16 protein-coding genes are annotated in these 18,429 nt (G+C 66.9%); 6 read left to right on the top strand and 10 right to left on the bottom strand.

Translation table 11 applies throughout. The features are described from left to right. The first annotated feature begins 75 nt into the window (after nucleotides 1–75). Nucleotides 76–1,551 carry a lipase maturation factor family protein gene (locus ARTH_RS07100; protein WP_011691259.1) on the top strand — a complete coding sequence of 492 codons (1,476 nt, stop codon included), beginning with the start codon at nucleotides 76–78 and terminating at the stop codon, nucleotides 1,549–1,551. Here ARTH_RS07100 and ARTH_RS07095 read toward each other — a convergent pair. Both ARTH_RS07095 and ARTH_RS07090 read right to left on the bottom strand, forming a co-directional pair. After that, entirely contained in the window at nucleotides 1,543–2,229 is a 687-nt protein-coding gene (locus ARTH_RS07095; protein WP_011691258.1) for a response regulator, read from the bottom strand. The two genes, ARTH_RS07100 and ARTH_RS07095, sit on opposite strands and share 9 nt — an antisense overlap. Further along, the gene (locus ARTH_RS07090) at nucleotides 2,226–3,878 is read right to left on the bottom strand and encodes a sensor histidine kinase (RefSeq protein WP_052309655.1); all 1,653 of its coding nucleotides are present in this window, start codon (nucleotides 3,876–3,878) and stop codon (nucleotides 2,226–2,228) included. The genes ARTH_RS07095 and ARTH_RS07090 overlap by 4 nt, the downstream gene beginning before the upstream one ends. A gap of 256 nt (nucleotides 3,879–4,134) precedes the next feature. On the opposite strand from ARTH_RS07090, the gene ARTH_RS07085 reads away from it, so the two are divergent. From ARTH_RS07085 to ARTH_RS07070, 4 genes are read left to right on the top strand one after another with little or no spacing between them, the layout of a single operon-like run. After that, nucleotides 4,135–5,142, top strand: a complete 1,008-nt coding sequence (locus ARTH_RS07085) for a Bug family tripartite tricarboxylate transporter substrate binding protein (protein WP_011691256.1) — start codon at nucleotides 4,135–4,137, stop codon at nucleotides 5,140–5,142. Next, nucleotides 5,139–5,651 carry a tripartite tricarboxylate transporter TctB family protein gene (locus ARTH_RS07080; RefSeq protein WP_011691255.1) on the top strand — a complete coding sequence of 171 codons (513 nt, stop codon included), beginning with the start codon at nucleotides 5,139–5,141 and terminating at the stop codon, nucleotides 5,649–5,651. Before ARTH_RS07085 ends, ARTH_RS07080 begins: the two co-directional genes overlap by 4 nt. After that, nucleotides 5,651–7,270, top strand: coding sequence for a tripartite tricarboxylate transporter permease (locus ARTH_RS07075; protein ID WP_011691254.1), 1,620 nt, complete (start codon nucleotides 5,651–5,653; stop codon nucleotides 7,268–7,270). The genes ARTH_RS07080 and ARTH_RS07075 overlap by 1 nt, the downstream gene beginning before the upstream one ends. Nucleotides 7,271–7,328: 58 nt before the next feature. Continuing rightward, the gene (locus ARTH_RS07070) at nucleotides 7,329–7,721 is read left to right on the top strand and encodes a universal stress protein (RefSeq protein ID WP_011691253.1); all 393 of its coding nucleotides are present in this window, start codon (nucleotides 7,329–7,331) and stop codon (nucleotides 7,719–7,721) included. A gap of 108 nt (nucleotides 7,722–7,829) precedes the next feature. Here the strand turns inward: ARTH_RS07070 and ARTH_RS07065 are convergent, their stop codons facing one another. The 7 genes from ARTH_RS07065 to ARTH_RS07035 form a co-directional block, all read right to left on the bottom strand. Then, the gene (locus ARTH_RS07065; protein WP_011691252.1) at nucleotides 7,830–8,663 is read right to left on the bottom strand and encodes an HpcH/HpaI aldolase/citrate lyase family protein; all 834 of its coding nucleotides are present in this window, start codon (nucleotides 8,661–8,663) and stop codon (nucleotides 7,830–7,832) included. Next, on the bottom strand, nucleotides 8,660–9,220 hold the full coding sequence (locus ARTH_RS07060) for a MaoC family dehydratase (RefSeq protein WP_011691251.1): 561 nt from the start codon (nucleotides 9,218–9,220) through the stop codon (nucleotides 8,660–8,662). The genes ARTH_RS07065 and ARTH_RS07060 overlap by 4 nt, the downstream gene beginning before the upstream one ends. Next, complete coding sequence (locus ARTH_RS07055) at nucleotides 9,217–9,984, bottom strand: CoA transferase subunit B (protein WP_011691250.1); 768 nt, start codon at nucleotides 9,982–9,984, stop codon at nucleotides 9,217–9,219. Before ARTH_RS07055 ends, ARTH_RS07060 begins: the two co-directional genes overlap by 4 nt. Before the next feature lie 2 nt (nucleotides 9,985–9,986). Continuing rightward, nucleotides 9,987–10,811: a CoA transferase subunit A gene (locus ARTH_RS07050; protein WP_011691249.1), complete on the bottom strand. Its 825-nt coding sequence runs from the start codon at nucleotides 10,809–10,811 to the stop codon at nucleotides 9,987–9,989. A gap of 35 nt (nucleotides 10,812–10,846) precedes the next feature. Beyond that, nucleotides 10,847–12,010 (bottom strand): acyl-CoA dehydrogenase family protein, encoded by a 1,164-nt coding sequence (locus tag ARTH_RS07045; protein ID WP_011691248.1) that lies wholly within the window; start codon nucleotides 12,008–12,010, stop codon nucleotides 10,847–10,849. Nucleotides 12,011–12,075: 65 nt separating this feature from the next. Next, nucleotides 12,076–14,334, bottom strand: coding sequence for an acetyl/propionyl/methylcrotonyl-CoA carboxylase subunit alpha (locus tag ARTH_RS07040; protein ID WP_011691247.1), 2,259 nt, complete (start codon nucleotides 14,332–14,334; stop codon nucleotides 12,076–12,078). Between the two features lie 5 nt (nucleotides 14,335–14,339). Then, nucleotides 14,340–15,947, bottom strand: coding sequence for a carboxyl transferase domain-containing protein (locus tag ARTH_RS07035; RefSeq protein ID WP_043429594.1), 1,608 nt, complete (start codon nucleotides 15,945–15,947; stop codon nucleotides 14,340–14,342). Nucleotides 15,948–16,102: 155 nt separating this feature from the next. Between ARTH_RS07035 and ARTH_RS07030 the strand changes: the two genes are divergently transcribed. Next, a complete protein-coding gene (locus tag ARTH_RS07030; protein WP_374068730.1) occupies nucleotides 16,103–16,771 on the top strand; it encodes an SACE_7040 family transcriptional regulator in 669 nt (222 codons plus the stop codon). Nucleotides 16,772–17,039: 268 nt separating this feature from the next. Here ARTH_RS07030 and ARTH_RS07025 read toward each other — a convergent pair whose 3' ends face one another. Continuing rightward, nucleotides 17,040–18,428 (bottom strand): dihydrolipoamide acetyltransferase family protein, encoded by a 1,389-nt coding sequence (locus ARTH_RS07025; protein WP_011691244.1) that lies wholly within the window; start codon nucleotides 18,426–18,428, stop codon nucleotides 17,040–17,042. Nucleotide 18,429: the final 1 nt, after the last annotated feature.

The raw sequence follows: 18,429 nt of genomic DNA, 5'->3' as shown, positions 1-18,429 counted from the left end.
TCGGGACACCGCATCCGCCGGCGGCCTGTGCCGCGGGACATTGACGCGGTGCGCGTCAGGCGTAACGTGAACAACGTGGAGTGGGCCGCATGGTTCGATGCGCCGGAGTACGAATTCGCCCGGCAGGTGCTGCAGCGCGGCGTTGCCACACTTTTCCTGGTGGCGTTCCTCTCCTGCCGCAACCAGTTCCCGGCGCTGCTCGGAGAGCGCGGCCTGCTCCCTGTCCCGGACTATCTGGACAGTTTCAGGCGCCGCCGCCGGCCCAGCCTGTTCCTGTGGCGCTATTCGGACCGGCTGCTGCGGCTGGTCTGCTGGTGCGGCATGGCCATTTCGGCCACTCTCGTCCTGGGGCTTCCGCAGCTGGGACCTCCCTGGCTGCCGATGATCGCCTTCCTGGCCCTCTGGCTGCTGTACATGTCGATCGTGAACGTGGGACAGACTTTCTACGGGTTCGGCTGGGAGATGCTTCTGCTGGAGGCCGGCTTCACGGTGGCGTTCCTCGGCTCGGACCAGACGCCGCCGCCGCGGACGATCCTGATCCTGCTGGTCTGGCTGCTGTTCCGGCTTGAGTTCGGTGCCGGGATGATCAAGATCCGCGGTGGCAGCGAGTGGCGTGACCTGACCGCACTGTATTACCACCACGAGACCCAGCCGATGCCCGGCCCCTTAAGCCGGCAGGCCCACCTTCTGCCCAAGCCCCTGCATCGGATGGAGGTCCTGGGCAACCACTTCGCCCAGCTGGTGGTTCCCTTCTTCCTTTTCGCCCCGCAGCCGCTGGCCGGCGTCGCCGCGGGCATCGTCATCTTTACCCAGCTGTGGCTGGTGGCGAGCGGAAACTTCGCCTGGCTCAACTGGATGGCCATCCTGCTGGCCTTCGCCGCAGTCAGCGATCCGGTGGCCCATGCGGTGCTGCCCGTTATCCCGCTGGACTGGCATACGTACGGTTCAACAGACAGTTCCGGCGCCGGTGCGCAGACCCCGGTGTGGTGGCTCGCCGTCGTGCTCGCCGTCACCGTGCTCCTGCTGGTGCTCAGCTACTGGCCGGCCCGGAACCTGCTGCAGCACCGTCAGCTGATGAACGCCAGCTTCAACCGCTGGCAGCTGGTGAACACTTACGGCGCCTTCGGAACGGTGACCAAACTGCGGATCGAGATCGTGGTGGAGGGCACCCTCGACGCCGAGCCGGACGACGACTCCGACTGGCGGGAGTACGCATTCCGCGGGAAACCCGGTGACGTCCGCCGGCTGCCCCGCCAGTGGGCCCCGTACCATCTCCGGCTGGACTGGCTGATGTGGTTCCTGCCCCTGCGCACCGTGCACGAGGAGTGGTTCTACGCCTTCCTGGCCAAGCTGCTGGAAGCCGACGGTGCTGTGCTGCGGCTGCTGCGCAAGGACCCGTTCGACGGCGCCCGCCCCCGGTGGGTGCGCGTCCACAGCTACCTGTACCGCTTCGCGAGCCGGGCCGAATACCGCGAGACGGGCCAGCGATGGATCAGGACCCTGCTGTACGAGGCCATTCCGCCGCTGTCCCTCCCGCCGGGGTCACGCTGACTTGAGGGCGTAGCGGCGCTCCGGACGGCCAGCACCGTATTTCAGGCGCACTTCGACCCTCGCCTCATCGTGGAGGTATTCGAGGTAACGGCGGGCGCTGACGCGGGATGTGCCCAGCAGGTCCGCGACTTCGGCCGCCGAAAGATCCGCTTCGGCGGACTCCAGTACGTCCACCACCCGGCTGAGGGTCTCCGGGCTGCACCCTTTGGGGAGGCGGTTTTCCGTGCGTTCCCCGCGCTCGGTGCGCTCCAGCCCGAAGACCCGGTTGACGTCGGATTGCTCGGCGACGTCCTTGGCAAGGTCCAGGCCCTGGTAGGCGCTGCGATAGTGCTCCAGCCGCTCCTGCAGGTCCGCCTGCGAAAACGGCTTGATCAGGTAGTGGACGATGCCGCCACGCAGCGCCCGGCGCACGGTTTCCACCTCGCGGGCCGCGCTGATGACCAGTACGTCCAGTTCCGGCGCGGTTGCCCTCAGCCTGCCCATGAGGTCGAGGCCGTTGATGTCGGGCAGGTGGATGTCCAGAAGGACAAGGTCAGGCTGCAGGCGTGCGGTTTCCGCGATGGCCTGGGCTCCGGTGTGCGCAACCCCGACGACGGCGAAACCCGGCGTTCGCTGGATGAAGCCGGCGTGGACTTTTGCCACCATGAAGTCATCATCGACGATCAGGACATTGATCATGCCCGGGTCCCCTTTCCTGTGGCCGGAGCCGTGCGTGCCGGCCCGCCTTCTGCCGGCGTCCCTTTCAGCGGCGTACCTTTCAGCGGCTTCCTTTTCAGCCGCGCCGTAAAGACGGCCCCGCCGTCGTTGGCCACTGCAAGGTCCCCGCCGCTACGCCGGCAGACCACCCGCGAGAGTGCCAGGCCAAAGCCCCGGCCGCCGGCCGGGCCGGGCTGCTTGGTACTGAATCCCTGCCGGAAGATCTCGTCGGCGGCCGCGCCGTCAATGCCCGGCCCGGTGTCCCGGACGGTCACGACCACTTCCTCGCGACGATCCTCGACGAGGACCCGGACCGATGCCTCGGCGGCTCCCGTGACGGCGTCGAGTGCGTTGTCCACGAGATTCCCCACAACGGTGGTCAGGTCACGCGAGAGCTCGTCGCCCACCGGCGACAGCGACGAAGCGGGGTCCAGTTGCAGCGGCACGCCGCGTTCCGCCGCGAGGCTTGATTTGGCGATCAGCAGTGCCGCGAGCGCCGGGTCCTGGATGCGGCTGGTCACATCATCATTCAGGCGCGTCCGGTCCACCGTGACTCCGTTGACGAACTGCACGACGGAATCGTACTCGCCGATCTGGATCAGCCCCGAAATAACGTGCAGCTGGTTGGCGAATTCATGGGCCTGCGCCCTGAGCGTGTCCGTTGCCGTCCGTGTGGTGCCCAGTTCGCGTTCCAGGGACGAAAGCTCAGTCCGGTCACGCAACGTCGCGACAGAACCCATCACCCTGCCCCTGGAACGGATCGGCACCCGGTTCAGCACCACCAGGCGCTCCCCCACGAGCACCATCTGGTCCTGCCCGGGCTGCTCGCCGGTCAGCACTTCCTTGAGCGCCGGCTCAACGGGCAGTCCGGCCAGATCTTTGCCCACGCAGTCCGCCGGCAGGCCCAACAGTGCCCGGGCGCTGTCGTTGGCCACGGTAATCCGTCCGTGGAGGTCCAGCGCCACCACGCCTTCCTTGAGTCCATGCAGCATCGCTTCGCGGTTCTCCACCAGGCCCGAGATTTCGCTTGGCTCCATGCCGAGGGTCTGCCGCTTGACCCTGCGGGACAGCAGCAGGGAGCCGGCAACACCCAGGACGCTGGCAACTCCCAGATAGGTCAACAGGTTGGGGACGGCATCCCCCAGGCGCTCCCACGTGGACGGGTAGTTCCGGCTGATGGACGCAATGCCAATCATGGTCCCGGAGTCGTCAAGGACCGGCACGTGGGCTGAAAGCACGGGGGTGGCCGTTCCGCCCACCACGCCGGTCCAGGCCCGGCCTTCCATGACCCGGCTCGCACCGAGTTCCAACGGCCGGCCGAGCAGTCCAGGATCGGACGAGGCCACCACGGTGCGGTCAGACCGGGCGAGTGCCACCTGCGCGGAACCGGAAACGGTGCGGACCGACTCGGCGACGGCGGACAGTGCCGCGCTGCCGCGCGGTTCGGCCGAGGGAAGAAGCGCACGAACGGCGGGATTGCTGCCCAGCGCCTCAGCCGCGGACAGTGCCCGGCGCCCCTCGATCCGCTCAAACGCGGCGGCCGACTGGGCCAGCGAAATGGCAACGACGGCGACGAGGACGGCCAGGACAATCAGCAACTGCAGGACCAGGTACTGCCCGGCGAGGGACATTCCTCTTCGTCGAGTCACTGTGGTTCTTTCCTCTGGTGGGTGGGGTACCGGAACTATACCCCAGCGCGCCCTGCCGGGCAGACGCGCAAGCCGCCCGTCCGGAGCCTCCGGTGGGACCGCGGAAACGTGAACGAAATGAACTTAACTTTCTCTGCGTACACAAGAGTGATGCCTGTCACTTCCGCGCCTAGCATCAGAGCACCGGTCAGTCTTGCTGACTAGCTTTACCGAGAACTTTACTGAGAAGAGGAACACCATGCGCCAGAACCGCGCATTGCGAATTGCCGCCGTCGCTGCCGGCATCGCCCTGATGGCCACCGGCTGCGGTGCCACCGGCAAGAGCTCAACGAGCGGCAGCTCCAGCGCCGCTGCCGGACCCGTCACCGGGCTGCAGATCCTGGTCCCCAATACGCCCGGCGGCGGCTACGACACCACCGCGCGTGCCGCCGCGAAGGTTCTCGACGACGAGAAGATCGCCACCAACACTGAAGTCTTCAACCTCGCCGGGGCCGGGGGCACCGTGGGGCTGGCCCGCGTGGTCAACGAAAAGGGCAACGGCGACCTCACGATGCTGATGGGCCTGGGCGTGGTGGGTGCCAGCTACACCAACAAGTCCGCGTCCAAGCTGACGGACACCACGCCGCTGGCCAAGCTCATTGAAGAGCCCGGCGCCATCATGGTCAGCAAGGATTCGCCTTACAAGACCATCGATGACCTTGTGAAGGCCTGGAAGGCGGATCCGGGTTCCATCGCCGTCGGCGGCGGCTCCTCGCCGGGCGGTCCTGACCACCTGCTGCCCATGCAGCTCGCAGGAGCCGTGGGGATCGACGCCACCAAGGTCAACTTTGTTTCCTACGACGGCGGTGGCGACCTGCTCCCGGCCATCCTCGGCAACAAACTCGGCTTCGCTGCCTCGGGCGCCGGTGAGTACCTCAAGCAGATCGAATCGGGCGAAGTCCGAGTGCTGGCTACCAGCGGCGCAGAGCGGCTGGACGGCGTTGACGCCCCCACCTTGAAGGAATCCAACATCGACCTGGTCTTCACGAACTGGCGCGGCATCGTTGCCCCTCCGGGAATCAGTGACACCGACAAGGCAGCCCTCATCGCAGCCCTCGAGAAGATGCACGGTACCGCTGCCTGGAAGGAGACCCTGAAGACGCACAGCTGGACCGACGCTTTTGTCACCGGTGACGAATTCAAGACCTTCCTGACCGAGCAGGACAAGCGGGTGGCGGACGTCCTCACGAAGCTTGGCTTGGCGTGAGTTCCTCACCCACGGTGGCCTCACGGCTCAAAGGCCGCTCCGAGCTGGGGGTCGCCCTCCTGCTCGGAGCGGCCGGGGTCATGGTCTTCCTTGACGCCTACGGCCTGGCGACACCCTATTCCAAGTCGGACCCGGTGGGTCCCAAAACGGTCCCCTTCATCGTGGCCGGCCTGCTCATCGTCTGCGCCGTGCTGCTGGCAGTAAATGTGATGCGCGGCGGCAAGGGCGAGGCTGAAGGCGGCGAGGATGTTGACCTGGCGCACCCTGCGGACTGGAAAACCGTGCTCCCCCTGATTGGCGCCTTCGTCGCGAACATCCTCCTCATCGACTGGGCCGGCTGGGTGATTTCCGGGACGGTGCTGTTCTGGGGCAGCGTGTGGGCCCTCGGCGGACGGCACTACGTCCGTGACGGCCTCATCTCACTGGCCCTGTCCATCCTGACCTTCTACGGCTTCTTCCTGGGCCTCGGCATCGCATTGCCCGCGGGCTTGCTGGAAGGGATCCTCTAATGGACGTCTTCTCCTCCCTCATGGACGGGTTCGCCACGGCGCTAACCCCCATGAATTTCCTCTATGCAGTCATCGGTGTGGTCCTCGGCACGGCCGTGGGAGTCCTCCCGGGCCTCGGCCCGGCAATGACCGTGGCCCTGCTGCTTCCGGTCACCTACGCCCTGGAGCCGACCAGCGCCTTCATCATGTTCGCCGGCATCTACTACGGCGGCATGTATGGCGGCTCCACCACCTCCATCCTGCTCAACACACCCGGTGAGTCGTCATCGGTGGTCACCGCCATCGAAGGCAACAAAATGGCGAAAGCCGGGCGGGCGGCACAGGCTTTGGCCACCGCCGCCATCGGTTCCTTTGTTGCCGGCACCATCGGTACCACGCTGCTCGCCGTCTGCGCGCCGATCGTGGTCCAGTTCGCCGTCAGCCTGGGCTCCCCCAGCTACTTCGCGATCATGGTGCTCGCCCTGCTGGCCGTCACCGCCGTGCTGGGTTCCTCCCGGCTGCGCGGGTTCGCGTCGCTGGGCCTGGGCCTGGCTATTGGCCTCGTGGGCATGGATTCAGTCACTGGCCAGCAGCGCCTCACGTTCGGGATGCCGCTCCTGGCCGACGGCCTGGACATCGTGGTGGTGGCTGTGGCCATCTTCGCCGTCGGCGAGGCACTGTGGGTGGCTGCGCACCTGCGACGCACTCCGATGAACATCATCCCTGTAGGACAGCCCTGGATGGGCAAACAGGACTGGAAGCGGTCCTGGAAGCCCTGGCTCCGCGGTACGGCTTTTGGGTTCCCCTTCGGAGCACTTCCCGCGGGCGGCGCCGAGATCCCCACTTTCCTGTCCTACGTGACGGAGAAGCGGCTCTCCAAGCATCCCGAGGAATTCGGCCACGGCGCCATCGAGGGTGTTGCCGGGCCGGAAGCCGCCAACAACGCCGCGGCGGCAGGCACGCTGACCCCCATGCTTGCCCTTGGCCTGCCCACCAACGCCACGGCCGCCGTCATGCTGGCAGCTTTCACGTCCTACGGCATCCAGCCCGGGCCGCAGCTGTTCGCCAGCGAGGGGCCGCTGGTCTGGGCGCTGATTGCCAGCCTCTTCATCGGCAACTTCCTGCTCCTGATCATCAACCTTCCGCTGGCACCGGTCTGGGCAAAGCTCCTGCAGCTCCCTAGGCCGTACCTCTACGCCGGGATCCTGTTCTTCGCTACGCTGGGCGCCTATTCGGTGAACCTGCAGGCATTCGACCTGGTCCTGTTGCTGGTGCTTGGTGCGTTGGGCTTCATGATGAGGCGCTTCGGGCTCCCCGTCCTGCCGCTGGTCCTGGGTGTGATCCTGGGGCCGCGCCTGGAAGGCCAGCTGCGCAAGACCCTCCAGCTCAGCGCCGGCAATCCGGCCGGGCTGTGGAGCGAACCGATCGCCGTCGGGATCTGGGTCATCGTGGCGATCATCCTTCTCTGGCCGCTGCTGTTCATGCTGATCCGCCGCAACCGCCCGATGCGCAGCCCACTGCTTCCCGCCACTTCCGGCGCAGCCGAACCGCGGGAAGTTAGCGGCAGCGTCAGCCACGCCAGCCGCCGTGCGGACAGTTCGTCCGGCGACGGCCACAGCGACGGCGACGGCGACGGTTAGTCAGGGCCGGCCACACGATGAACCAGTGACAAACAAGTACAGCTAACAAGGAGCAACCATGACGATCGTGGTGGGATACGTCCCGACACCCGAGGGTGAAGCAGCGCTCGCCCAGGCCATCGCCGAGGCGCGGAATCGCAACGGCAGGCTGCTGGTCATCAACTCCTCCAAGGGTGATGCACTGGTGGACAACCGGTACGCACAGGAACCTGAGATCCAGAGCATCGAGGACCGGCTCGCTGCGCAGGGCATTGACCATGTGATCAAGCAGCCGGTCCGTGGCCACGATGCGGCTGCGGAGGTACTGGATGCCGCGGAAGAGCACAAGGCCGATCTGATTGTGATCGGTCTGCGCCGCCGCACCCCCGTAGGCAAGCTGATCCTGGGAAGCACGTCCCAACGGATACTGCTTGAGGCGGACTGCCCGGTGCTTGCAGTGAAGGCGGGCTAACGCCTCACGACCGTCCAGGCCGGAGTAGCCCGGAAAAGCCGCAGTCCGGGAGTCCTAGGACTCCCGGGCTGCGGCTTTTCGCTTTGCGGGGCGGTCAGGTGTCCCGGTCTAGCGGGCGGCCCGCCGCAGGGTTGATTCAGCGTGTTTGAGGATCGGGCCGTCGATCATCCTGCCGTTGAACTGGAACACTCCGCTTCCTGCAGCAGCGGCAGCCGCCAGGAGCTCCTTGGCCGCGGCGACGTCCGACTCCGCAGGGGCGTACGCTTCACGGACCACGGCAACCTGGCTGGGGTGGATGCAGGCCTTTGAACCGAATCCCGAAGCAACAGCGTCGCGTGACTCAGCTGCCAGCCCGTCAAGGTCCGGAATGTTGACGTACACCGCATCGATGGCTTCCTTGCCGAAGGCCCCGGCCGCGAGCAGCACCGAGGACCGGGCATGCAGCGCCACCGCACGGTAGCTGCCGTCGTCGTTCCTGCTGGACGTCCCGCCCAGCGACGCGAGCAGGTCCTCGGCACCCCACATCAGGCCCACCACGTTGGGTTCGGCGGCGATGGCCGCGGCGTTGATGATTCCCGCGGCCGTCTCGCACAACGCGATGACGCTGTAGTCCCCCAGCGCCTTGAGCTGGCCGGCACTTTCGGCCTTGGCAAGCATCACGTGGCGGTACGGGGTGTGCTTGAGGCAGTGCAGGTCCTTCTCGAATTCATCCGTGCCGGCCGGGTTGATCCGGATGATCGTCCGGCTGGGGTCCAGCTCCGGAACGTCGCCGGTGGCGCCCAGCTGGGCGAGGATGGCCCCGCGGGCGCGCTGCTTGTCAGCAGGCGCGACGGCGTCCTCCAGGTCCACGATCACTGCGTCGGAACGCTCCGCGGCCTTTTGGTATCGCTCGGGACGGTCGGCAGGACAGAAGAGCAGGGCGGGACCCATCAGGAAAGTCATGCTTCGATTGTCCCCTTTTCGGTGGCTTCTTTCTGCGTGTCCGTGTGCGCCTCGCGCGTCCACATCAGGCAGCTCCGCGAGGCCAGTGCCACCACAACGCCGTCCTGGTTCCGGCCCGTGTGCTGCATGGTCACGATTCCCTGGCCCGGCCGGGATGCGGACAGCCGCTTGCCGGTGATGACCGTCTCCGTGTAGAGAGTGTCGCCGTGGTACAGCGGATGCGGAAACGACACGTCGGTCAGTCCCAGCTGCGCGATGATGGTCCCCTGCGTCAGCTGCGGAACGGACTGCCCCACCACAGTGGCCAGCGTGAACATCGAGTTCACCAGACGCTGGCCGAAGGGCTGCCCGGCGCTCCAGGCCGCGTCAAGGTGCAGCGCCTGGGTGTTCATGGTCATGGTGGTGAACAGGACGTTGTCCGTCTCGGTCACTGTCCGGCCCGGGCGGTGGGCGTAGACCACTCCCTCCTCAAGCTCGTCGAAGTAGAGGCCCCGCTGTTCAACGACGCGCGGGCTGCCGGTGGTTGAGCCGGTCGAAACCCCATCAGCATTCGTCATACCGTCAGTTCCTGGTCCTCTTCGAAGAGTTCCGCACCCGTGGCCGCGGCGACTTCCTCGGCCGTCACGTTGGGGGCCAGTTCGCGCAGTACGAGCCGGGAGGAGCTGCCTTCGGTGACGACGTCGATTACGGCGAGGTCGGTGATGATCCGGTCCACGCACCCTTTTCCGGTCAGCGGCAGGGTGCACTGCTGCACGATCTTGGGCCTGCCGCTGCGGTCCACGTGCTCCATCATCACGATCACCTTCTTGGCCCCGAACACCAGGTCCATGGCGCCGCCCATGCCCTTGACCATCTTGCCCGGGATCATCCAGTTGGCCAGGTCCCCGTTCTGGGCCACTTCCATGGCGCCGAGCACGGCCACATCCACATGGCCGCCCCGGATCATGCCGAACGAGGCGGCGGAGTCGAAGAACGCGGCGCCCTTGTTCACGGTGACGGTTTCCTTGCCGGCGTTGATCAGGTCCGGATCCACCTGGTCCTCGCCGGGGTACGGCCCCACGCCCAGGATGCCGTTTTCCGAGTGCAGCACCACTTCGATGCCCGCCGGGATGTAGTTGGGGATCAGCGTGGGCATCCCGATGCCGAGGTTGACGTACTGGCCGTTCTGCAGTTCAGCAGCCACCCGGGCGGCCAGTTCGTTGCGGGTCCAGCCTTTCGTTTCGGGGCTGGTGCCAGCCGGATGCCCGACGGCGGGCGGCCGGTATTCATGGCGTACGGCTTCGGGACGGGGCGGGGCTCCCGGCGTGCTGTTCGATTCCACGGCTATGCTCCTGCCTGGCCAGTTGTTTGCTGGCCGGTTGTCTGGCGCTCAGTCCCCGGGGAGGGGTTGCCGGCGGAGGACACCGCGACCGTCCGCTTTTCGATGCGCTTCTCGCCCCGGGGGGCGAGGACGACCCGCTGGACGAAGATGCCGGGAACATGAACATGCTCCGGATCCAGCTCGCCCGGCTCCACCAGTTCCTCGACCTCGGCGATGGTGATCCGTCCGGCCATGGCGCACAGCGGGTTGAAGTTCATCGCCGTGGCATGGAAGACCAGGTTCCCGTGCCGGTCCCCCTTCCAGGCATGGACCAGGCCGAAATCCGGGGTCAGCGATTCCTCCAGCACATAGTCGGCGCCATTGAAGGTGCGGACTTCCTTGGGCGCCGAAGCGATGGCGATCGTGCCGTCGGCGTCGTACTTCTGCGGCAGGCCGCCGTCGGACACCTGGGTGCCCACACCGGCCGGGGTGTAGAACGCCGGGATGCCGGCGCCGCCGGCGCGGAGTTTCTCCGCGAGCGTGCCCTGCGGGGTGAGCACCACCTCGAGTTCGCCGGAGAGGTACTGCCGCGCGAATTCCTTGTTTTCCCCGACGTAGGAGCTGATGGTGCGGCGGATCCTGCCGTCCTTCAGCAGGATTCCCAGCCCCCAGTCATCGACGCCGCAGTTGTTGCTGACGGTTTCCAGGCCAGTGGTTCCGTGCCGGTGAAGGGCATCGATCAGGGCGACCGGGATGCCGCACAGCCCGAAGCCTCCGACGGCGAGCGAGGCGCCGTCGGGGATGTCGGCAACAGCGGCCTCGGCACTGGCAACAACCTTGTCAATCATCGTTGATCCTTCCTGGTTCGCTCCCTGGCGGGAAGCTAAAGGCCGAGTTCGCGGGCGATCAGCATCAGCTGGACCTCCGTGGTGCCCTCCCCCACTTCAAGGATCTTGGAGTCGCGGTAGTGCCGTGCCACGGTGAATTCGTTGATGAAGCCATAGCCGCCGAACACCTGGGTGGCGTCCCGCGCGTTGTCCATGGCTGCCTCACCTGCGACCATCTTAGCGATGGCCGCCTGGGTCTTGAACGGCTTCCCGGCAAGCATCCTGGCCGCAGCGTCGTAGTACGCCAACCGTGCGGTGTGGGCCCGCGCTTCCATGCGGGCGATCTTGAACGCGATGGCCTGGTACTTGCCGATGTTCTGCCCGAACGCACTGCGTTCCTTTGCGTACTTCACGGACAGGTCAACACAGCCCTGGGCCGCGCCCGTGGCGAGCGCGGCGATGGCAATACGGCCTTCGTCCAGGATGGAGAGGAAGTTGGCGTAGCCGCGCCCCTGCTCGCCGAGGAGGTTTGCCTCCGGTACGTGGACGTCCTTGAGCGTGAGCGGATGGGTGTCAGAGGCGTTCCAGCCCACCTTGTTGTAGGCCTTCTCCGCCTTGAAGCCTGGCGTGTTGGTGGGCACCAGGATGGTGGAGATTTCCTTCTTGACGGTGCCGTCCTGGCGTTCGTGCTTGGCCGTTACGGCCGTCACGGTGACCAGGCGGGTGATGTCAGTCCCGGAGTTGGTGATGAATTCCTTGTTGCCGTTGATGATCCACTCACCGCCTTCGAGCCGGGCCGTGGTCTTGGTTCCGCCCGCGTCGGAGCCCGCCTCGGGTTCCGTCAGGCCGAAGCCGGCGAGCGCCTGGCCGGACGCCAGCGACGGCAGCCATTCCTCCTTCTGGGCGTCAGTGCCGAAGCGATACACAGGCATGGCGCCGAGGGACACGCCGGCTTCCAGCGTGATGGCCACGGACTGGTCCACCCGCCCCAGCTGCTCCAGCGCCAGCGCGAGGGCAAAGTAGTCACCGCCCATGCCGCCGAACTCTTCCGGGAACGGCAGGCCAAAGAGCCCCATGTCCGCCATCTGCTTCACGATCTCGTAGGGGAAGCTGTGTTCCTCGTCGTGTTTGGCGGAAACCGGCGCCACCACTTCATCGGCGAATTCGCGGACGGTGTTGCTGAGGTCCTGGTATTCCTCGCTGAGCTCAAAATCAGCCATGTTGGGACTTCCTTGTCTTAACTCTGTATCGGGTGTGTTTGATGTATTTGGTATTGACGCGGGGGCTACTCTGCCGCGCCCATGGCGATGACGGATTCTTCCACCGTGTCCTCCGCCTTCGAGGGCTCTTGCGGGTGGATGCTCGCGACGACCTGGTCCGCCTTGACGAGGTCACCGGACGTGACGCTGATATGCACGGTGCCGGCGAGCGGCGCCACGAGCTGGTGCTCCATCTTCATGGCCTCCACCGAAAGCAGGATCTGGCCGGACTGCACGGCATCGCCGTTGCTGACGTTGACGGATACCACGGTGCCGGGCATCGGCGAGCGCACGGCCGGGTCAGCGGCGCCTTCCTCGCGCTCGATCGCCGCGAGCACCCGGGCCAGCCGGGCTTCGCGGGTAAGGATGTCCAGCCGGCAGGACCAGCCGTCGTTGCCGAGGAACAATTCCGTGGGGACGCCCGGCTGCGGGTTGTACCAGTCCGGCGTGACAGGCCCTGAATAAACCGGCGCAAACGAGTACGTCCTCGTCTCGCCATCCAGCGCGACCCGGGCACTGCGACGGCTCGAGAAATCCGCGGATGCAGTCTGCCACGGGCCGCCGTCCACCGACACGGCAGTCTCCCTCGTTGCTGCCCCGCCGCGCAGTGCCACCGTGGCAACACCGCCGTCGGACGTTCCAAGGCTGATACGGCGCGGTGCGTGCCCGCCGGGCCGCCACCCATCCTTCCGTTGCCACACCCCCGCCGGGGCCTGCTGCCTGTCCTGCTCCGTTTCCCGTGCTGCAGCGAACAGAGCTGCAGCCACCAGTTCGAAGTCGCCCACGCGGCGGAACACGAACTGCGGCATCTTGCGTTCGATCAGGCCCGTGTCGAGGCGCCCGGCGCGGACGTCGGCGTCGTTGATCAGAAGCCTCAGGTACTCGACGTTGGTGTCGATGCCCAGCGCCGTGTACCCGGCAAGCGCCTCGTCCAGGGTGTCGAGGGCGGCGGTGCGGTCCTGGCCCCAGGCGATCACCTTGGAAATCATGGGGTCGTAGCTTGACGAGATCTCGAGGCCATCCATGAGCGCCGAGTCCACGCGGACGCGGCCCCGGCCTGCCCCGACCTCGTTGCGGGCAGGGGCGCTTGGCCGTTGCGCGGGGCCGGGCACTTCGTCCAGGAGAAGGACATGTCCGGTTGACGGCAGGAAGTTCCGTTCGGGAATTTCGGCGTAGACGCGCGCCTCCACCGAGTGCCCGTTAAGCACGACGTCGTCCTGGCGGACGGTGAGTTCCTCGCCGGCGGCGATCCGCACCTGCCATTCAACGAGGTCGACGCCGGTGACCATCTCGGTGACCGGATGCTCCACCTGCAGTCGCGTGTTCATCTCCATAAAGAAGAATTCGTCCGGAGCGTTGTCCGAGACCAGGAATTCCACGGTCCCGGCGCCGCTGTAGCGGACGCTGCGGGCGGCGTTGCAGGCCGCCTCGCCGATCCTCGCTCGGACGGCTTCGCCGTCGGGGAGGGATTCCAGCAGCGGCGAGGGGGCTTCCTCAATGACCTTCTGGTGGCGGCGCTGCAGCGAACACTCGCGCTCCCCCAGATGGACGACGTTGCCGTAGTTGTCCGCCAGCACCTGGACCTCGATGTGCCGCGGGGTGGTGACGAGCCGCTCCAGGAACAACGTGTCGTCGCCGAAGGCGCTGGCCGCGACGCGGCGGGCGGTAGCCAGGGTGGCCTCCAGCTCGTCGGGGCGCTCGACAATATGCATGCCCTTGCCGCCGCCCCCGGCGGAGGGCTTGATCAGCAGGGGGAAGCCGACGCCGGCCGCGGCCTCGATGAGCTGCGCGTCGGTCATGCCGGGCTCGGCGATGCCCGGGACCACGGGGACTCCGTAGCCGGCGACGTGGTTCTTGGACCGGATCTTGTCCCCCATGACATTGAGCGACTCGACGCCGGGGCCGATGAACGTAATACCGGCCTTCTCCAGTTCGCGGGCGAAGTCGACGTTCTCGCTCAGGAAGCCGTAGCCCGGGTGCACGGCATCGGCGCCGGTCTCGCGGCACGCCTGGATGATCGCCTCGATCTTGAGATAGCTCTCGGCGGCGGCCGCCGGGCCGATCCGCACGGCGAGGTCGGCTTCCCGCACGTGGCGGGCACCGGCGTCGGCGTCGCTGTAGACGGCCACCGAACGGATACCGAGCGCGCGGAGCGTGCGGATCACGCGGCAGGCGATCTCGCCGCGGTTGGCGACGAGCACGGTGCCGAAGAGCGGCTTCGGCGCGGAGTCCGGGGCGGCGGTGCGAACCTGCGCCGGCTGCTGGGGAGTTGAAGAAGTAGTCATGGCTGTCACATCCGGAAAAGGCCGAAGGAGGTCTCCGGCAGCGGGGTGCGGGAGACGACGTCAAGCGCCAGTCCCAGGACGGTGCGGGTGTCCGCGGGGTCGATCACGCCGTCATCCCACAGGCGCGCCGTGGAGTAGTAGGGGCTGCCCTGGTCCTCGTACTGCTGCTTGATCGGGGCCTTGAACGCTTCCTCATCCGCGGCGGACCATTCCTCGCCGCGCGCCTCGTACTGGTCGCGCTTCACTGTGGCGAGCACGCTGGACGCCTGGTTGCCGCCCATCACCGAGATCCGGGACGCCGGCCACATCCACAGGAACCGTGGCGAGTATGCCCGCCCGCACATGGAGTAGTTGCCGGCGCCGAAAGAGCCGCCGATCACCACTGTCAGCTTGGGCACGCGGGCGGTGGCGACGGCGGTGACCATCTTGGCGCCGTTCTTGGCGATGCCGCCCTGCTCATAGTCCTTGCCGACCATGAATCCGGAGAGGTTCTGCAGGAAGATCAGCGGGATGCCGCGCTGGTCGCACAGCTCGATGAAGTGGGCGCCCTTGAGGGAGGACTCGCTGAACAGCACACCGTTGTTGGCCACGATGCCCACCGGGTGGCCGTGCAGCTTCGCGAAGCCGGTGACGAGGGTGGTGCCGTAGTTCTTCTTGAATTCGTGGAAGCGGCTGCCGTCCACCAGCCGTGCGACGACTTCGCGGACGTCGTACTGCGCGTTGACGTCGGTGGGGACGACGCCGTAGAGCTCGTCCGGGTCAGCGACGGGTTCGACGGCGATGTCCACGTCCCAGGCGGGGAGGGCCGGCCGGGGCAGGGTGGAGACGATGTCCCGGACAATCTGGAGCGCATGCTCATCGTTCTCGGCCAGGTGGTCGGTGACACCTGAGATCTTCGAGTGCACCTCGCCGCCGCCGAGCTCCTCCGCCGTGACGATCTCGCCGATGGCTGCCTTCACCAGCGGCGGGCCGCCCAGGAAGATGGTGCCCTGATTGCGGACGATCACGGTCTCATCGCTCATCGCCGGGACGTAGGCGCCGCCGGCGGTGCACGAGCCCATGACTGAAGCGATCTGCGGGATCCCTGCAGCGGACATCTTCGCCTGGTTGAAGAAGATCCGGCCGAAGTGCTCCTTGTCCGGAAAGACCTCGTCCTGCTTCGGCAGGAAGGCCCCGCCCGAATCCACGAGGTAGATGCAGGGCAGCCGGTTCTCCATCGCGATTTCCTGCGCCCGGAGGTGCTTCTTCACCGTCATGGGGTAGTACGTGCCGCCCTTGACGGTGGCATCGTTGGAGATGACCAGCACCTGGCGCCCGTGGACGAGGCCGATCCCGGCGATGACGCCGGCTCCGGGTGAGTCGTCGTTGTACATGCCGTTGGCCGCCAGCGGTGCGATCTCGAGGAAGGGACTGCCGTCGTCGAGCAGCCGGTCGATGCGTTCGCGGGGCAGAAGCTTGCCCCGCGCCACGTGGCGTTCACGGGACTTCTCCGGGCCGCCCAGGGCGGCCGCGGCGAGGCGCTCCTTCAGCTCGCGGGCCAACCCCAGCTGGGCCTCGCGGTTCGCGGCGAAGGCGTCGCTTGACGCGTCCACCTGGCTGGCGATTGTCTCCATTGACTGCTTCCGTTCCCGGACGCCCGGCGAGGCCATCCTGAGCGATTCGGTTAGTACCGCATAACTGAGATTTAGGTTAGTCTCTATTAACTGTGATGTCCAACACGCGTTTGCATTGCTAGGATTTGCAGTTCCAAGGAGGAAATGTGCCGATCATCGAGCGCGACGCCGGCAGCCCGGCGGGGCAACGGGCCCAGACAACACTGCCCGTCCAGACAACACAGCGCAGCCAGGCCAAAGAGAGCCGGCGGCAGGCGCTGCTGTCCTCGGCCGCCACCCTTTTTGCCCTCAACGGCTTCAACCGCGTTTCACTGGAGGACCTTGGTGCCGCAGCCGGAGTCAGCGGACCCGCCGTTTACCGCCACTTCGCCGGCAAGCAGGCCGTTTTGGGTGCGCTGCTGCTCAGCGTGAGCCAGGAACTGCTGGACGGCGGCCGCCGGGTGGTGGCCGACGCCGGCGATCCCGCCGCAGCGCTGGCCCGCCTGGTTCAGTTCCACGTGGATTTCGCCCTGAGCAATCCCGACGTCATCCGGGTCCAGGACCGCGATTTCAGCAACCTGTCCGACGACGACCAGGCTGCGGTCCGGACCCTGCAACGGAACTATGTGGAGCTTTGGGTGGAGGTGCTGCAGGCGCTGCACGCCGGCACGGATACCGCCGAGCTCCGGATGCGCGCACATGCCGCTTTCGGCCTCATCAACTCCACCCCGCATTCGGTCCGCAGCCACGGCCGGAGGGTCGCGGCCAAGTCGGCCCGGCCGCTGCTGGAGAGCATGGCGCTCGCCGCCCTCCTGGTGACGGCCAGCCCCGTACCCGGCGAGTAGACGCACAACTGCCGGCTGCCCGTTCCCTCGGCGACCCGGCTCGCGGCCTAGCCGGGGCACTTAGACACGGACACGCCCAAAACTGTGGCGCCGCCGTCGTAAATTGACCTCAAAGTGCCCCACGACGGCCGCCCCCGCGCCCGCGGGCGGCAACGCAGGAACGCCGCGGCCCGAGGAGGGCGCAACCCAAGAAAGCTGCCGGCCGCCAATTCCTTTCGGAAGTGGCGGCCGGCAGCTTCGTTGGCGTCAGCTTGTCGAGGTCCGCTGGTCAGACCATCGCCAGCACCATTCCGGGGTCAGCGAGGACCGCACCGATGTCTGCCAGGAAGCGTGATCCCTGCTCGCCGTCGACCAGGCGGTGGTCGAAGGAGAGGCTGAGGGTCATGACCTGGCGTAGTGCCACCTCGTCCCTGTACTCCCAGGGCATCTTCCGCACAGCACCCATGGCGAGGATGGCAGCCTCGCCGGGGTTGAGGATCGGGGTGCCGGCATCGATGCCGAACACTCCGATGTTCGTGATGGAGATGGTGCCGCCGGTGAGCTCGGCCGGGCTGGTCTTGCCGGCGCGGGCAGTCTCGGTCAGGGCGGTCAGCGCCGTGGACAACTCCGTTAGGGACATGCTGTGGGCGTCCTTGATGTTCGGCACGGTCAGTCCGCGGGGAGTTGCCGCGGCAATGCCCAGGTTCACATAGTTGTACTGCACGATCTCCTGGTTGGCTTCGTCCCACCGCGAGTTCAGCGACGGCTGGCGGCGGAGGGCGATAAGCAACGCCTTGGCCACGAGAGTCAGCGGCGTCAGCTTGAAACCCTCAAAAGTGCGGCTGGCCTTGAGCCGGGACAGCAGTTCCATGGTGGGCGTGACGTCGATGGTCAGGAATTCCGTGGCGTGCGGCGCGGTGAACGCACTGGACACCATGGCGGCCGCCGTCAGCTTGCGGACACCCTTGATGGGCGTGCGGGTTTCGCGTTCACCCGGCGCGCCGCTTGCTGCGCCGCCCGCGGCCTCCGCTCCGGCCAGGGCCCGGGCAGCAGCGGGAAGGTCTCCCCCGCCGACGAAGTTGCGCACATCGTCGCGGGTGATCAGGCCGCCGGCGCCGGTACCGGTCACCGCCGTGAGCTCAACGCCAAGGTCCTTGGCCAGCTTCCGTACGGGCGGTGTGGACCGCGGACGCTCGGCGGCGGCTGCAGGGGCCGCACTGGCCGCCGGGGCACGGGTTTCGACAGGCTCAACCACCCGGGCGACCGGGGCACGGGTTTCGACAGGCTCAACCACCCGGGCGACCGGGGCAGCGAACGTGCGGGCACGCCGGGCCGGCCGCCCTGAACCTTCGACGACAGCGCCGTAGCCCACCAGATTGGGCTCCCGCTTGGCGGCCTCTGCCGGGGCCGGACTTGCTGCGGAAGGACCGCCGTCGTCGCCTTCAACCTCGAAGGAAACGATCGGCTTGCCGACCTCCACCACGGTTCCCGGCTGCTCATGCAGGGCGGTGATCACACCGGCGAACGGCGACGGCAGTTCGACGACGGCCTTGGCCGTTTCCACTTCCGCAATGACCTGGTTCAGGGCCACGGTGTCGCCAACAGCAACTTTCCAGCTGAGGATTTCCGATTCCGTGAGCCCTTCGCCAAGGTCCGGGAGCCTGAATTCCTTGATCATG

This window comes from Arthrobacter sp. FB24 (assembly GCF_000196235.1).
In the GTDB taxonomy this organism is placed as follows: Bacteria; Actinomycetota; Actinomycetes; order Actinomycetales; family Micrococcaceae; genus Arthrobacter.
This window is presented reverse-complemented; position numbering and strand designations above follow the sequence as displayed.

Coding starts and splice junctions, on each gene's coding strand:
- ARTH_RS07095 (WP_011691258.1), bottom strand. CDS start 2,229: ATGATCAATGTCCTGATCGTCGATGATGACTTCATGGTGGCAAAAGTC.
- ARTH_RS07090 (WP_052309655.1), bottom strand. CDS start 3,878: ATGTCCCTCGCCGGGCAGTACCTGGTCCTGCAGTTGCTGATTGTCCTG.
- ARTH_RS07085 (WP_011691256.1), top strand. CDS start 4,135: ATGCGCCAGAACCGCGCATTGCGAATTGCCGCCGTCGCTGCCGGCATC.
- ARTH_RS07075 (WP_011691254.1), top strand. CDS start 5,651: ATGGACGTCTTCTCCTCCCTCATGGACGGGTTCGCCACGGCGCTAACC.
- ARTH_RS07070 (WP_011691253.1), top strand. CDS start 7,329: ATGACGATCGTGGTGGGATACGTCCCGACACCCGAGGGTGAAGCAGCG.
- ARTH_RS07065 (WP_011691252.1), bottom strand. CDS start 8,663: ATGACTTTCCTGATGGGTCCCGCCCTGCTCTTCTGTCCTGCCGACCGT.
- ARTH_RS07060 (WP_011691251.1), bottom strand. CDS start 9,220: ATGACGAATGCTGATGGGGTTTCGACCGGCTCAACCACCGGCAGCCCG.
- ARTH_RS07050 (WP_011691249.1), bottom strand. CDS start 10,811: ATGATTGACAAGGTTGTTGCCAGTGCCGAGGCCGCTGTTGCCGACATC.
- ARTH_RS07045 (WP_011691248.1), bottom strand. CDS start 12,010: ATGGCTGATTTTGAGCTCAGCGAGGAATACCAGGACCTCAGCAACACC.
- ARTH_RS07040 (WP_011691247.1), bottom strand. CDS start 14,334: ATGACTACTTCTTCAACTCCCCAGCAGCCGGCGCAGGTTCGCACCGCC.
- ARTH_RS07035 (WP_043429594.1), bottom strand. CDS start 15,947: ATGGAGACAATCGCCAGCCAGGTGGACGCGTCAAGCGACGCCTTCGCC.
- ARTH_RS07025 (WP_011691244.1), bottom strand. CDS start 18,428: ATGATCAAGGAATTCAGGCTCCCGGACCTTGGCGAAGGGCTCACGGAA.